General features: G+C 40.3%; 15 protein-coding genes. 4 read left to right on the top strand and 11 right to left on the bottom strand.

The genetic code is table 11. From position 1 onward, the window contains the following. Positions 1–6: 6 nt before the first annotated feature. Positions 7–627, top strand: a complete 621-nt coding sequence (locus BW139_RS14820) for a 2OG-Fe(II) oxygenase (RefSeq protein ID WP_076920175.1) — start codon at positions 7–9, stop codon at positions 625–627. On the opposite strand, the gene ubiA is transcribed toward BW139_RS14820, so the two are convergent. After that, complete coding sequence (gene ubiA / locus BW139_RS14815) at positions 624–1,502, bottom strand: 4-hydroxybenzoate octaprenyltransferase (protein ID WP_076920174.1); 879 nt, start codon at positions 1,500–1,502, stop codon at positions 624–626. The genes BW139_RS14820 and ubiA overlap by 4 nt on opposite strands. Next, positions 1,499–2,044: a chorismate lyase gene (locus tag BW139_RS14810; protein ID WP_076920173.1), complete on the bottom strand. Its 546-nt coding sequence runs from the start codon at positions 2,042–2,044 to the stop codon at positions 1,499–1,501. Before BW139_RS14810 ends, ubiA begins: the two co-directional genes overlap by 4 nt. A gap of 249 nt (positions 2,045–2,293) precedes the next feature. Between BW139_RS14810 and BW139_RS14805 the strand changes: the two genes are divergently transcribed. Beyond that, positions 2,294–2,692 (top strand): flagellar basal body-associated protein FliL, encoded by a 399-nt coding sequence (locus BW139_RS14805; RefSeq protein ID WP_008115596.1) that lies wholly within the window; start codon positions 2,294–2,296, stop codon positions 2,690–2,692. Here BW139_RS14805 and glpG read toward each other — a convergent pair. The 6 genes from glpG to BW139_RS14775 all read right to left on the bottom strand — a co-directional run bounded on the left by glpG (position 2,689) and on the right by BW139_RS14775 (position 7,955). Next, positions 2,689–3,510, bottom strand: a complete 822-nt coding sequence (gene glpG / locus BW139_RS14800) for a rhomboid family intramembrane serine protease GlpG (RefSeq protein ID WP_076920172.1) — start codon at positions 3,508–3,510, stop codon at positions 2,689–2,691. The genes BW139_RS14805 and glpG overlap by 4 nt on opposite strands. Further along, entirely contained in the window at positions 3,507–3,824 is a 318-nt protein-coding gene (gene glpE, locus BW139_RS14795) for a thiosulfate sulfurtransferase GlpE (protein ID WP_010390998.1), read from the bottom strand. Before glpE ends, glpG begins: the two co-directional genes overlap by 4 nt. A 65-nt stretch (positions 3,825–3,889) precedes the next feature. Continuing rightward, on the bottom strand, positions 3,890–4,915 hold the full coding sequence (tdh, locus tag BW139_RS14790; protein ID WP_010390995.1) for an L-threonine 3-dehydrogenase: 1,026 nt from the start codon (positions 4,913–4,915) through the stop codon (positions 3,890–3,892). Positions 4,916–4,967: 52 nt separating this feature from the next. Next, positions 4,968–6,164 carry a glycine C-acetyltransferase gene (locus BW139_RS14785; RefSeq protein WP_076920171.1) on the bottom strand — a complete coding sequence of 399 codons (1,197 nt, stop codon included), beginning with the start codon at positions 6,162–6,164 and terminating at the stop codon, positions 4,968–4,970. Positions 6,165–6,327: 163 nt separating this feature from the next. Next, entirely contained in the window at positions 6,328–6,897 is a 570-nt protein-coding gene (gmhB, locus tag BW139_RS14780; RefSeq protein ID WP_076920170.1) for a D-glycero-beta-D-manno-heptose 1,7-bisphosphate 7-phosphatase, read from the bottom strand. Continuing rightward, complete coding sequence (locus BW139_RS14775; RefSeq protein WP_076920169.1) at positions 6,894–7,955, bottom strand: glycosyltransferase family 9 protein; 1,062 nt, start codon at positions 7,953–7,955, stop codon at positions 6,894–6,896. Before BW139_RS14775 ends, gmhB begins: the two co-directional genes overlap by 4 nt. A 123-nt stretch (positions 7,956–8,078) precedes the next feature. On the opposite strand from BW139_RS14775, the gene BW139_RS14770 reads away from it, so the two are divergent. Continuing rightward, positions 8,079–8,801 (top strand): 3-deoxy-D-manno-octulosonic acid kinase, encoded by a 723-nt coding sequence (locus tag BW139_RS14770; protein ID WP_076920168.1) that lies wholly within the window; start codon positions 8,079–8,081, stop codon positions 8,799–8,801. Positions 8,802–8,844: 43 nt separating this feature from the next. On the opposite strand, the gene BW139_RS14765 is transcribed toward BW139_RS14770, so the two are convergent. After that, positions 8,845–9,918, bottom strand: a complete 1,074-nt coding sequence (locus tag BW139_RS14765) for a hypothetical protein (protein WP_076920167.1) — start codon at positions 9,916–9,918, stop codon at positions 8,845–8,847. Positions 9,919–10,108: 190 nt separating this feature from the next. Here BW139_RS14765 and BW139_RS14760 point away from each other — a divergent pair, with 190 nt between their 5' ends. Next, positions 10,109–11,656: a capsule assembly Wzi family protein gene (locus BW139_RS14760; protein WP_076920166.1), complete on the top strand. Its 1,548-nt coding sequence runs from the start codon at positions 10,109–10,111 to the stop codon at positions 11,654–11,656. A gap of 67 nt (positions 11,657–11,723) precedes the next feature. On the opposite strand, the gene hldE is transcribed toward BW139_RS14760, so the two are convergent. Together hldE and BW139_RS14750 are read right to left on the bottom strand one after the other, a co-directional pair. Beyond that, positions 11,724–13,163: a bifunctional D-glycero-beta-D-manno-heptose-7-phosphate kinase/D-glycero-beta-D-manno-heptose 1-phosphate adenylyltransferase HldE gene (gene hldE / locus BW139_RS14755; protein ID WP_076920165.1), complete on the bottom strand. Its 1,440-nt coding sequence runs from the start codon at positions 13,161–13,163 to the stop codon at positions 11,724–11,726. Then, positions 13,163–13,753, bottom strand: coding sequence for an SIS domain-containing protein (locus tag BW139_RS14750; RefSeq protein WP_008115583.1), 591 nt, complete (start codon positions 13,751–13,753; stop codon positions 13,163–13,165). Before BW139_RS14750 ends, hldE begins: the two co-directional genes overlap by 1 nt. Between the last annotated feature and the right edge of the window lie 25 nt (positions 13,754–13,778).

The raw sequence follows: 13,778 nt of genomic DNA, 5'->3' as shown, positions 1-13,778 counted from the left end.
GCGTTGATGAACAACTTTACCGCTACTGAAATTTATTTAGAGCAGATTGAAACGCATGGCTATGCCATTATTGAAAACGCTATTGATAGTGACTTAATGTCTGAGCTAATGGCTGATTGTTATAGAATAAACCCCCACTTTAGCCTTGCCGGTATTGGTCGATTAAATAATTTGCAAATCGATGATACTGTTCGTAAAGACAAAACCTATTGGTTTGATGGCAGTTCAAATGCACAACTTGGCTACCAGCAATTAATGGAAGCAGTTCGTAATACGCTTAATCGAAATTTCTTTATGGGCTTGTTTGATTATGAATGTCACTATGCAAAATATACCCAAGGTGATTTTTATAAAAAACATGTGGATGCATTTAAAGGTCGTTCAAACCGTGTTTTTACTACTGTATTGTATTTGAACTCTCCTGAGAAAGGCGGAGAGCTGGTTATTTACAAGCCTAAAAGTAAAGACATAGAAATAGTGATAAAACCCACTGCAGGCACCTTGGTATTATTTGAAAGCGAACGCTTCGTACATGAGGTACTTCCGGCTGTTGACAACCGCTACTCAATTGCTGGCTGGTTCAGAAAGAACGCGTCAATTAGTGGTATTATCGACCCACCCCGTTAAACTAAAACGGGGTAAGAAAATAATAAACCCATAAAAATAGCTAATCCCACATAATGGTTATTTAAAAATGCTTTAAAACAATTATCTCGCTGGCGTAAATGAATCAAGCGCTGTTGATATATTAGTAGCATTGCAGCAACTGCTAATCCCACCCAAAAACTAAAACCAACGTCACTTATCCCGCCTATTAAAACCATCAACGCAAAAAAGCTCAAGTTAAGTAGCGCTATAATATGGCGGTCATAACTAGCGAATAAAATAGCGGTTGATTTAACTCCTATTTTTAAATCATCGTCCCTATCAACCATGGCGTACATAGTGTCGTAAGCCACCGTCCAGCAAATATTGGCAATAAATAGCAACCATGCCTGCACGGGGAGAGAGTTTGTTGACGCCATAAAAGCCATAGGGATTGCCCAGCCAAAAGCCGCGCCCAATACAACTTGAGGAAGTTGCGTGTAACGTTTCATAAAGGGATAACAAAACGCTAATCCAAGCGCACCAAACGATAACAAAATAGTATTGGTATTAAGCAATAATACTAATATAAAGGCGATGGCAACGAGTAATAAAAACAAACTAATTGCTTCGCCACTACTTACCGCTCCGGTCGCTAGCGGACGCTGACAAGTACGTTTTACTGAGCCATCAATTTTTCTATCTGCGAAATCATTAATAACGCATCCAGCGCTGCGCATAACTATTACCCCAAGGGTAAACACAATGAAATTAGTTAAGCTAGGCAGACCTTCGTTCGCAATCCACAGTGCCCAATAAGTTGGCCAAAGCAGCAATAAAGTGCCTATGGGCTTATCTATTCGCATTAACTGGATGTAAAAGGGAATATGATGAACTGACAAAGCGGCTAATTTCATGAGTATAAATAAGCTCCTGGTAAAAAAACCTCACAAACCAAAAATTGATAGTTGTGTAAAGAAAATACGCTGCGTCTTCCCAGTAAGGGACGGTTCGGTAAATTAAGTTCGCTCACCAGTGACTGCAATGAGTGGTTATCATCAAAGCGCGCAATTTCAATATCGGTCCGCTTTAACGCAGGATCTTGAAATATCACATCACCTAACGGGCGCTCTCCCATATTGTGCAGCTGATTGTTTGTATTGTTACTTGTTATTGGCAACCAACTTTGAGCATAAACAATCGGTTGTTCATCACACAACAGTAACACTTCACGGTTAAGCACCGTGTTTACCTGATCACTTAATAACGCTTGCTGTGATTGCGAAAGGTCTACTTTTTGCTCGCTCAACACTTTTACAGCAAAGTGCTGAGACTGACTTTTTAATTTAGCCGTTAAAGAATGGGGTTCAAATAACCACTCTTGCTCAGCGCTAGATAAGCCACTGACTTGAGCAGTATTCTGCCAATCAGCAGATAAAGAAAGAGGAAAAGTAATCACAATAGCTCTATTTGATAAAAATCAGTGAGATCATAACATTGCCAACGAATTTGAAAAAGCGCGATTTGCTCACCACCAAGCACACCCTATATTATAAAACGCTAATTAGCATTTGACTCTCGCTATTGCCTATCCCAAACTTGAGTCCAGAGTACTTTTACATAACACAACAAATAACAGCATCTTGCTGTATCTTATTTACTAATAAGTATAAACTATTTGTAACCAGTTTACGGAAACGCTTTTGAAATGAAAAAAACAGTATTTACAGGCCTTTTTATTCTTTTAGTCAGCCTAACTAGCTTATCAGCACGCGCTGAGTCTACTGTGGGTTATTTTGGGTTTGAGCCAGATATTATTACCAATTATATTGGTCCATCTAGTAAAAAAATGGGCTACGTACGTGTCACGGTTGATTTAATGCTAAATAAAACATCCGACATTGCCATTGTAGAACACCACACCCCGCTGTTACGTGATGCTTTAGTAGAGATTTTATCTAAAGAGCCTGAAAACAAAATAAAATCTTTAACAGGGCGTGAGCAAATTCGCCTTAAAAGCGCAGAAAAACTAAAAAGCTTACTTAAGGAAGAAACAGGCCAAGAAATAATCCGAGACCTGTTATTTACTAAATATTTATATCATTAGGCGCTTTTTGTTTTAAAAAGCTGAGCGGTATAAGCAAAAGCCATACCGCTAACAAGCCCACCTAAATGTGCCCAATTAGCCATTCCAACAAATAATACATCTGCAAAACCAAGTACTAACCATACCAGCATAAAACCAACAATCGCGGTTGTTACCAGTGCAGGCTGTTTAGGGTTAAGCGCGCTGTAAATCCAACAAAAGCCTAACAACCCATATACAACGCCGCTAAGGCCACCAAAGTTAGGACCGACCATTAAGTATTGTGCCCAATTACTTATTAAAGCGGTAACTAAAAACAGCCCGATTAAACTCGACTTACCGCATTGTTTTTCAATGTTATCACCCAGCGATACCCACCAGATTAAGTTAAACACAATATGCATAGCGCTAAAATGCACAATAGCAGGTGTTAACCAAGTAAGTGGTGACGCAGGATTGAACTGCAACGCCATGTAAATAGGTTCAAACGCACCAAATAAAAAGGCAACATAAACTACAATACTGAGAATACTAACACCTTGATTAAGCCAACTTAACGCTTTAAAACGGGCGACTAAATTAAGCGACTGCCCTTGATACTTTAAGGGTGACTGCGTAGTACCCACTTGCCATGATGCTTGTTGATAACGCTCATGATTAGGGTTTTTAGCAAATTCGTTCCATAAAGGTTGCACTGCATGAAAGTCTTCAGGTGCCACACTAATAACAAGCGTATGGCCATCCTCAGTACGAATTTGCCCTGAAAGTCCTTGGCTTTTTAGGTAATCTATAAAGCCCTGTGCAGCGCGGGGATTAGTTAGGCTGCCTAGCTCTATCATCGTGCTACTTTATCCTTGTAAGCGGCTTCCCATGCAGTAAAACCACCATCCATGCTATAAACATCTTCAAAGCCTTGCTCTACTAAGTAGCTTGCAGCGCCCTGTGAACTCATGCCGTGATAACAAACAATAATAATCGGCTGGTCAAACTCTTTTTCCATCATAAATTGGGCGATATTTGCATTTGAAAGCGCTTCAGAGCCAGGAATGTGCCCTGTCTGATACGAATTAGGATCGCGAATATCAGCAATCACCACATCTTCTTTGTCTAGTAGTTCGAGGGTTTGTGCGATTGATATATGTTTAAATGCCATAGTGCTCTCTTATAATTACAAAAAAGGCGACAAATGCCGCCTTTAATTCTCTTAACAGGGGATAATTAATCCCAGTTAAGAATTACTTTACCCGATTGGCCTGAAATCATCATATCAAAGCCAGCTTGGAAGTCATCAATTGAATACTGATGAGTAATAATTGGTTTTAAATCAAGCCCTGATTGAATCAAGCTAGCCATTTTATACCAAGTTTCAAACATCTCACGACCGTAAATACCTTTGATCACTAAGCCTTTAAAAATAACTTGATTCCAATCGACCGCCATATCTGAAGGTGGAATACCTAACATGGCAATTTTGCCGCCATGATTCATGTTATTTAGCATGGCATTAAATGCACTCGGAACACCTGACATCTCTAAGCCAATGTCAAAGCCTTCGGTCATACCTAGCTCTTTAGCTACATCTTCAAGCTTTTCATTCGCAACGTTTACAGCACGCGTTGCGCCCATTTTACGTGCTAAGTCTAGGCGGTATTCATTTACGTCGGTGATAACCACATGGCGTGCACCCACATGTTTGGCTACAGCCGCGGCCATAATACCAATAGGGCCTGCACCAGTGATTAATACATCCTCACCCACTAAGTCAAACGATAATGCAGTATGTACAGCATTACCAAACGGGTCAAAAATAGAGGCCAGTTCATCGCTAATGTTATCTGGGATTTTAAACGCATTAAATGCTGGGATCACTAGGTACTCAGCAAATGCACCTTCGCGGTTAACACCTACACCGGTTGTATTACGGCATAAATGAACACGTCCAGCACGGCAGTTACGACAATGACCACAGGTTATATGACCTTCACCAGATACACGGTCGCCAACTTCGAAACCGCGAACTTCTTGGCCCATGTCAATTACTTCACCCACATATTCGTGGCCAACCACCATAGGTGTAGGAATAGTGTTTTGTGCCCACTCATCCCACTTATAAATATGAACATCGGTACCACAAATGGCTGTTTTACGAATCTTAATTAACAGATCGTTATGGCCTACTTCAGGCTTTGGCGCATCTGTCATCCAAATGCCTGGCTCTGCTTTTAACTTTGATAATGCTTTCATAATCCACACTCAATTAAAAAATCGCGACTTTAGCCGCGATTTAACAAGAAAATTAAATAACACCAATCTCTTTACCAATACGGGTAAATGCTGCAATGGCTGTATCAAGCTGTTCCTTGCTATGCGCTGCAGAAATTTGGGTACGAATACGCGCCTGACCTTTTGGTACAACAGGGAATGAAAAGCCAGTTACATAAATCCCTTCAGCCAATAGTTTATCAGCCATAAGTGACGCTACTTTTGCATCCCCTAGCATCACTGGAATAATCGCATGATCTTTACCTGCACAGGTAAAACCTACCGCTTCCATCTGCTCGCGGAAGTATTTAGCGTTTGACCATAGCTTAGCGCGAAGCTCACCGCCATTTTCAAGCATTTCTAACACTTTGATTGACGCTGTTACGATTGAAGGCGCTAATGAATTTGAGAATAAGTATGGACGTGAACGCTGACGAAGCCACTCAACAATTTCTTTTTTGCCTGAGGTATAACCACCAGAAGCTCCACCAAGCGCTTTGCCTAAGGTGCCAGTAATAATATCGACACGGTCGAGTACATTACAGTACTCAGGTGTACCTTTACCATTTTCGCCAACAAAACCAACGGCATGTGAATCATCAACCATAACAAGCGCGTCATATTTATCGGCTAAATCACACACTGCTTCTAAATTACAAATGACGCCATCCATTGAGAACACGCCATCAGTAGCAATTAGTTTAGTTTTAGCACCGGCTTCATCGGCTGCAATTAATTGCTTTTCTAAATCTGCCATATCGTTATTTGCATAACGGAAACGTTTTGCTTTACATAAACGCACGCCATCAATAATAGATGCATGGTTTAATGAATCAGAAATAATCGCATCGTCTGCACCTAAAATAGTTTCAAACAAGCCCGTATTCGCATCAAAACATGATGAGTATAAAATGGTGTCTTCAGTTTCTAAGAATTGACTGATTTTTTTCTCAAGCGTTTTATGGATATCTTGTGTGCCACAAATAAAACGCACAGACGCTACACCAAAGCCATGATCATTTAAGCCTTGTTGTGCAGCTTTAATAAGTTCTGGGCTGTTAGCTAAACCTAAGTAGTTGTTAGCACAAAAATTAATAACTTTATCGCCTGATGCCACTTCAATTTGAGCTTGCTGCTGTGAAGTGATAACACGTTCATTTTTGTACAAACCTTCAGCTTTAACGTCTTCAATTTGCTGTTGTAATTGGCTAAAAAAAGCAGATGCTCTCATCTGTGATCTCCATTTGGTTGAACGGGTTAAACAGCAGACGCGTTGCTGCTATTTATAATGGGGGTATTGTAAAAGTTTAAGCGCCAAATTGCACTGTTTGTCATTCGTCGCAAATTAGCTAATTGGCAGGAAAAGCTGCCAGTTTACAGGCATGAGATATATATTAAATGAGATCAGCAAGCAAAACAGGAAGTTCCTTGATTGAGTCACAAACATAGTCTGCAGATTTTGCGGCTTGCTCGTCAAACGTTTGCCCCGAACGAACTAGCACTTTAGTGCGTATATTGGCACTAATAGCAGCTTGCATATCACCTAATTTATCCCCTACCATGACACTCAGTGTAGGGTCTATATGATGATCTTTTATTCCTTGCAGCAACATCCCGGGGGCTGGTTTTCTGCAATCGCAATCTGTTAAATACGCTGGCAATGCATTTTTAGGATGATGTGGACAAAAATAAACATCAGTAATTTCAATTTGATGATGAGTAAACTGCGCTTTCATCCATGTGTTAAGGGCAAAAAAATCGGCTTCTGTGTAATAACCTCGACCAATACCTGATTGGTTAGTTACAACAATTATTTTATAGCCCGCGTCATAAAATGCTTTACACGTTGAAAACACACCCTCTATAAATTCAAACTCTTCGCTTTTAAATACATAGCCATGGTCAACATTTACTACACCATCACGGTCTAAAAAAAGCGCCTTATTTGTGTGTTTACCATTCATAATAACGACTCTTTTTTAACAACATGGTCAAACATTTCTTTTACTGTATCCGTAGTTATTTGACTCATTAAATCATCGCCCTTAACCCGAGTACCCCAAGGTAATTGCTCGGCGGTTTTACCTGTTTGCTTTAATAAGTTTTGGTGATAAACCTCAACCACGTAATCTTGGTATAAATAAGGCCCCGTTCGCGCTGGGTTTGAATGCGCATATAGACCAATAACAGACGTGCCCACAGTCACCGCCATATGAGCTGGGCCTGTATCGGGCGCAAGTACTAAGTCTGCACGCTTAAGTACGCACAATAATTCTTTGAGTTTTGTTTTACCCACCAAGTTCAGAATGGGTGAATCACTGTGTTTAATGATGTTATTTGCTAAATTAATTTCCAGTTCCGTCGGTCCACCAGTAAGCACTACTTTAAAACCTTGCTTATTGGCATAATCCGCAAGCGCGGCATAGCGTTCGGCTAACCAGTTACGCTGTGCTTTACTTGCTGCTGGCGAAATAACGAATAGCTTATGTGATAAATAATCGTCACCTAAAAGCTCATCAGCTTTAGCTTGATCTTTGTCGGTGTAGGGCATATTCCATACAGGGACATAATCATCAACACCAATTGCTTGGGCAAAGCCTTTAAATCCCTCTAAAACATGCGCCTGAGATTGGGCTTTAATGCGTTTATTAATAAATAAACTATGTAGCTCTTTTGAACGAGCCCAGTCAAAACCAATTTTAACTTTGGCAGGAATACTGCGAGCAACAAAACCAGCTCTTAAAGCCACTTGCATATTAAGTAGAACGTCAAAACACTGCCCTTTGAAGGTTTGCTTTAACTGTTTTAGTGCCGTTTTCCCTTGTTTTTTATCAAATACAACAAGCTCAACGCCTGGTAAGTCAGCTAACAACATCGCCTCGACCTTCCCTATCACCCAAGTGATCTTAGCATTTGGATGCGCTTTTTGAATTGCTTGTACCGCACTCACTGCATGGCATACATCACCAATAGCAGAAAGACGTAAAATACAAATTGAAGTGTAAGTAGGCGCTGAAGTCACACGTTTCCTTGGGAGTAAAATAATAAAACCCGATCTTAAATTATAATCGCGTCATTGCAAGTACTTATCCTTAGCCTGAAAACACGTTAATATATGCACATATTAAAGCGAATCCTATGAGCTATGTTTAATCAACACATCAAAAATAACCATGTCATTTTAAGCCACCCTCAATATAGCACCGAAATAGAGTTAGATTGGTTTGACCCCGATTTCTGGCAACAACAGCAAAAAATTGTCGGGGCTAAAAAAGGGCGTGCAACTGCTTGGTTTTTTAAACACGCAGATTTAACGGCTGTGTTACGCCATTATTGGCGTGGCGGCTTCATAGGCAAGCTACTTAGTGACCAATATTTATATTGGGGACTTGAGCATACCCGTGTTTATCAAGAATTTAGCTTAATGACGCAATTAATAGAGCTAAACTTAAATGTACCAAAACCTATTGCAGCTAAAGTGAGTCGCCATGGCTTTATTTACCGAGGTGATATTATTACTGAAGCAGTCAGCGGCGCTAAAAGCGTATTGGATGTGCTGATTGAACGCGCATTGAGTGAAACAGAGGTAAAAAAAATAGCACAAACCATTGCCCAATTTCACAAAAAAGGGGTGTATCACGCTGATTTAAATATTAATAATATTTTATTTGATGACTCTGGTAACGTTTACATTATCGACTTTGACCGTGGCGAAATAAAAACACCCGATATAAAATGGCAACAAAGCAACATGTCTCGCCTACAGCGCTCCTTTTTAAAAGAGCAAAGCCGCAATAGTCACTTTCATTGGCAGCAAAACGATTGGCAAACATTACATAATGACTATACCCAAGAGCTCGAATGCTAAAAAACTTTCTAAATCAAGATCCTGAAAACTACACTTTTGATAACTAATGGGTATTATCAAATAACATGTTTTTCAAACCTTGTGTAATAATATCAAAACTGTGGATTGTTTCTAAAGTAAAATACTTATCAATAATATATTTATAACGAGATTCTATAAGTAACGTTTGCACTTTTTCGCTTATATCAACAATATCAAGCTTTGCCTGATAAACCACTTCTGTGCGAGTACAGCGAGTGAGGCGCTCATCTTGATCTTTTGAAATAGCACAGGCAATTGTGGGGGTTTGCAAGGCAATGGCTTGGAGTAAAGTATCACCCGCGCTTAATAATGCCACCTTAGCCTGACTTAGTAAGGCTAAAAACTCTTCACCCTGAAGACTTGCCAAACAAGTAAGTTCTTCGGTGTCTGGTAATGGGCTCGTATAGTTAGGACCAAACACCACAACCCCTTTTAAACCGGTTTTTTTCGCAATAATCAGTGCTGCTTTATAATAGATATCAGCACAGCTTTGTCCATTAAAGGTATGCCCACCGGAGCCTGCATTCACAATAAAAAATTCTTTTTCTTTCAAGTTATAACGTGACAGTACATCACGTTTTTGTTGCGCTGATGCAAATACTGTAAACGGCCCGACATTATCAGGATAAGCTAAAGGCAGCATATTAAGCTTTAGCTTTTCATACCATGAAAGAGGGTCGATACAGTAATCAGGCTGAACCACCCAATGAGTATCAATAAGCCCCACTCGATTAAGCTTTAAGCCCTTTGCCCGTTTTTTTGTATGCTGAGAAATAAAAACCACTTTAGCACCCACACTTCTCGCTGCTTTCATTTGTTCTGCTCGCCCTGCGCAATCAAATAACACCACATCTGGTTTGTATTGCTCGATGAACTGACACACGTGGGGATTTTCTTTTGTTGCCGATTGATTTAACAGTAAAGTTGGAAACGGGCAGCTTTTGGCATAAGCAGTATGTTTATTTAAAATGAAATGTATATCTAACTGTTTGCCATAATCAATTTTCAACGTTTGAGCAAGTTGTAATGAGCGCATATATTCACCAATGCCTTTAGGTGACGATACGGGAATAAATAAAAGTCGTTTGTTGCTCATTACTATCTCTGTTTTCTCTTTGCAACGAGTATATCAACGCCACCTTTTTTACGATAGAGCTGCGGTGTTTTAATCTAAACTATCGTGATATTTTTTAACTAATCTTTGTTTAATGAGTTGATTTAATTACTGCAATAAAGAGCGTAGATTGCTAAACTTGTCGGCAATTTCAATCACAAGGATCTGAGCTTTGCGAAACAAAATTTTTATACTTTCTTCGCTTTTTTGTGCCATAACCACAACTGTGAATGCTGAACCCTGGGTAAAGCCTGATGACTATGCTCTGAGAGCAGATATTCAACAGCTTGCCGATGCCGGCATTATTTTAGCCCCGGTAACAACGTATCCATTAATGTGGAAAAGCTTTATTAACGATATAGACAATACTTCGTTGGAACAATTACCTGCTCGCCTACAAGATGCGTTATTGCGTGTAAAACATCGTTATAAGTCAGAAAATAGTGGTTCGCATAGTGTACAACTTTCAGCTTCCGTCAACTCAGATCCATTAGCCGTTACTAGCTTTGGTGCCACCAATAGTCAAGAGTCAGAGTTAACTGCTGCCTACGCTTATTTAGGGCATAACGTTGCCGCAAAGATTGCGCTTAATCATCGTAGTGATGGCAAAAACTGCTTAGTTGCAGGTAAAAAAACTGATGACATAGCCCAAAACGAGCAAGCATTAGAAGACTGCAATGATACCTCTCTCGATGACAGTTACTTAGCTTATCGAATGGGTAATTGGATTGTAAGAGCGGGTGCCGTTGAGCAATTTTGGGGCCCAGGTGTAGATAACAGCCTAATTATGTCTGGTAATGCAAAGCCTTTACCTGCCATTAGTATTTCTCGTGAACAAAGCACAGCCTTTGAAACACCTTGGTTGAGCTGGATTGGTCAATGGAGCTTTACAGCACAAATGGCTAAGCTTGAATCAACCCGAGTTGTGCCTGATGCATTATTATGGAGTACACGTTTAAATCTTCGTCCAATTCAACAATTAGAAATTGGCTTTAGCTGGTCAGCACAGTGGGCAGGCAAGGGACAACCTAATTCAGCCAGTGATTTTTTTGATTTAGTAACTGGCGGAGGTGAGTGTGTTGATGGCACTAATGATTGTGATGGTGAGCTTATTACTCGTTTAGGTAATCAACTAGCGGGCTTTGATATTCGTTGGTCTGACACTTTGTTTAATCAACCTTATGCGGTATATGCAAGTACAATTGGTGAAGATACCAGTGGCGGCATTAAGCCAGTAGACAGAGGCTATCTTGGTGGAATACAAACCACGGCTCGCATTTATAATCAGAATATTTTATTTAACCTAGAATACACTGATACCGGCGTAGCGTGTTCTGCCACATCAGCAACTGAAAACTGCTTTTATGAGCACAGTATTTATAATTCAGGGTATCGTTACCATGGCCGCCCTATCGGCTCTACTTATGACAATGACTCACAGTCGCTAGTACTAACTGTACTTGGGCAACTCTCAAGCGGAACTGACTGGCAAGTAAAGCTGCGTGATATTGACTACAACAGCGACAATCGTGATAGATACCCAAATAACCCAGATTTAGGTAACTCGATTACCAAAACAGGGTTTAACTCGAAGCAACTTGAAGTGCGTTATAGAATGCTTGCCATGGGGGGGCGTTTAACTCTAGGTGGCCTTGCCTCTAATAATGATGGAGCAGAAAACGACACGTCTGCATTTGCAAAGTTCGAATATAACTTTTAGTTTTACAAGTAATAAAAAAGGGGATAAACCAACGTTTATCCCCTTTTTTATTTCACTAACTAGCTAACTAGCTTTTAATTTTGCTAATCACTTTTGATGTAGAGCAACCATCTAAAAATTCAAGCACTTCTACTTTCCCACCATGACGCAACACATGCTCAGCACCAGCAATTTGCTCAACGGTATAATCACCGCCTTTGACTAAAATATCTGGGCTAATTTGCTCAATTAGCTTTGCCGGTGTGTCATTTTCATCCTCACTGCCAAACGGAATAACCCAATCAACTGAGGCAAGCGCACTTAGTACCATAGCACGTTCGTCTAATGGGTTAATTGGGCGCTCAGGGCCTTTTAAACGGGCAATGGATTCATCGTTATTTAAACCAACGACTAGTCTATCACCTCGCGCTTTAGCTTGCGCTAAATAGCGCACATGGCCTGCATGCAAAATATCAAAACAGCCATTAGTAAATACAATGGTTTCTCCATTTTGCTTAGCAAATTCAATATGCTGCAATACATCATCAAATGGAGTTTGATAATGCTCGCCAGTGGCTTGTAAATATTGGCCTAACTTGCGACTCAACTCTTCAGGAGAAACGGTAGCCGCTCCCAATTTACTTACTGCAATACCGGCAGCTAAGTTTGCAATTTCGACTGCATCTTTAGCGGTCATACCCGCACCTAACATAACAGCAAGGGTGGCAATAACAGTATCGCCCGCACCGGTTACATCACTTACTTCGAGTTGTTGCGCTGCAAAGTCATGCTTTTGCGTTGCATCAATTAATGACATACCTTGTTCTGAGCGTGTTAGTAGCATGGAGTTAATACCCGCATCACTAATCAGGGTACGCGCGCTGCTAGCTAGCAACTCTTCTGAACCAACTTGACCACCTGCTAATTTAAACTCATTTAAATTAGGGGTTATGTAATCAGCCCCTCGGTATAACTCTAAATCAGATGATTTAGGGTCGACGAGCACGGTTTTACCTGCTTTTTTAGCAACCGAAATCATTTTTTTGATTAACGCAAGTGAGCCTTTGTTGTAATCAGAAAACACAATAAAGTCGTAATTATCAAGCACCAGCTCTAATCGATTTAATAGCAACTGGCTATGAGACTCATTGAAAGCCTCTTCTAAATCTAAACGCACAACTTGCTGATGACGACTGATCACCCGCATTTTAGAAATAGTGGGCAAATCACATACACTCACAAGCTGTGAATTTATTTTTTCACCTTCTAGAATATTTTCTAAAATTTGTCCGCTTTCATCCTCGCCAATTAAGCCAAGTAAACCTACTTTACCATCTAGACGGGCTATATTTTTAGCCACATTGGCAGCACCACCAGCTTTGTCTTCAAATTTACTAACTTTTACAACGGGTACTGGTGCCTCTGGCGAAATACGGCCAGAATCACCATACCAGTAGCGATCGAGCATAACATCGCCAACCACTAGAATACGTGCTGCTGATAAGTTTTTTAATAGCGATAAATCCATTATTGCTGCTCCGCAACAACCATATCCATGGCTTCACACAACCAATGGCCGATAAACATGTGAGCTTCTTGAATACGGGCTGTTTCATCATTTTTAATAATAATAGGTAACTTGGCGATGTCTTTTACTTTACCTCCATCGCGACCTGTAAATGCAACAGTGAACGCCCCTATTTTATTAGCGGCTTCTAACGCTAAATTAATGTTATTACTGGTTCCCGATGTAGTTAAGCCAATTACGATATCTTCAGGTTTACATAACGCCTGTACTTGGCGTTCAAATACCGTATCAAAATGATAGTCATTACTGTGCGCTGTTAAAATAGAGGTGTCTGTAGTTAAAGCAATAGACGCTAACGGTCCTCGCTCTAACTTATAACGTACCACAAACTCCGCAGCCAAATGCTGAGCATCAGCCGCACTGCCGCCATTGCCAAACCAAACAACCTTACCACCAGCCTGTAAAGCACTATGACATGCTTCTAACAATTGCATTACCTCTTGATGATACGCCTCCATGGTTTCGAACAATACTTGGTGACGATTTAAACTTTCTAGGTAGCTAGTTGCCACTGAATCTATAATTGACATGAGATATTCCTCTTGGAACTGAAAT

Source organism: Pseudoalteromonas sp. SK18 (assembly GCF_001974855.1).
Lineage (GTDB): Bacteria > Pseudomonadota > Gammaproteobacteria > Enterobacterales > Alteromonadaceae > Pseudoalteromonas.
This window is presented reverse-complemented; position numbering and strand designations above follow the sequence as displayed.

Bases quoted from the DNA above. Each gene is read 5' to 3' on its own strand.
- tdh (WP_010390995.1), bottom strand. From the start codon at position 4,915: ATGAAAGCATTATCAAAGTTAAAAGCAGAGCCAGGCATTTGGATGACA.
- BW139_RS14820 (WP_076920175.1), top strand. From the start codon at position 7: ATGAACAACTTTACCGCTACTGAAATTTATTTAGAGCAGATTGAAACG.
- glpE (WP_010390998.1), bottom strand. From the start codon at position 3,824: ATGGCATTTAAACATATATCAATCGCACAAACCCTCGAACTACTAGAC.
- gmhB (WP_076920170.1), bottom strand. From the start codon at position 6,897: ATGAATGGTAAACACACAAATAAGGCGCTTTTTTTAGACCGTGATGGT.
- glpG (WP_076920172.1), bottom strand. From the start codon at position 3,510: ATGATAGAGCTAGGCAGCCTAACTAATCCCCGCGCTGCACAGGGCTTT.
- hldE (WP_076920165.1), bottom strand. From the start codon at position 13,163: ATGGATTTATCGCTATTAAAAAACTTATCAGCAGCACGTATTCTAGTG.
- BW139_RS14765 (WP_076920167.1), bottom strand. From the start codon at position 9,918: ATGAGCAACAAACGACTTTTATTTATTCCCGTATCGTCACCTAAAGGC.
- ubiA (WP_076920174.1), bottom strand. From the start codon at position 1,502: ATGAAATTAGCCGCTTTGTCAGTTCATCATATTCCCTTTTACATCCAG.
- BW139_RS14785 (WP_076920171.1), bottom strand. From the start codon at position 6,164: ATGAGAGCATCTGCTTTTTTTAGCCAATTACAACAGCAAATTGAAGAC.
- BW139_RS14750 (WP_008115583.1), bottom strand. From the start codon at position 13,753: ATGTCAATTATAGATTCAGTGGCAACTAGCTACCTAGAAAGTTTAAAT.
- BW139_RS14770 (WP_076920168.1), top strand. From the start codon at position 8,079: ATGTTTAATCAACACATCAAAAATAACCATGTCATTTTAAGCCACCCT.
- BW139_RS14805 (WP_008115596.1), top strand. From the start codon at position 2,294: ATGAAAAAAACAGTATTTACAGGCCTTTTTATTCTTTTAGTCAGCCTA.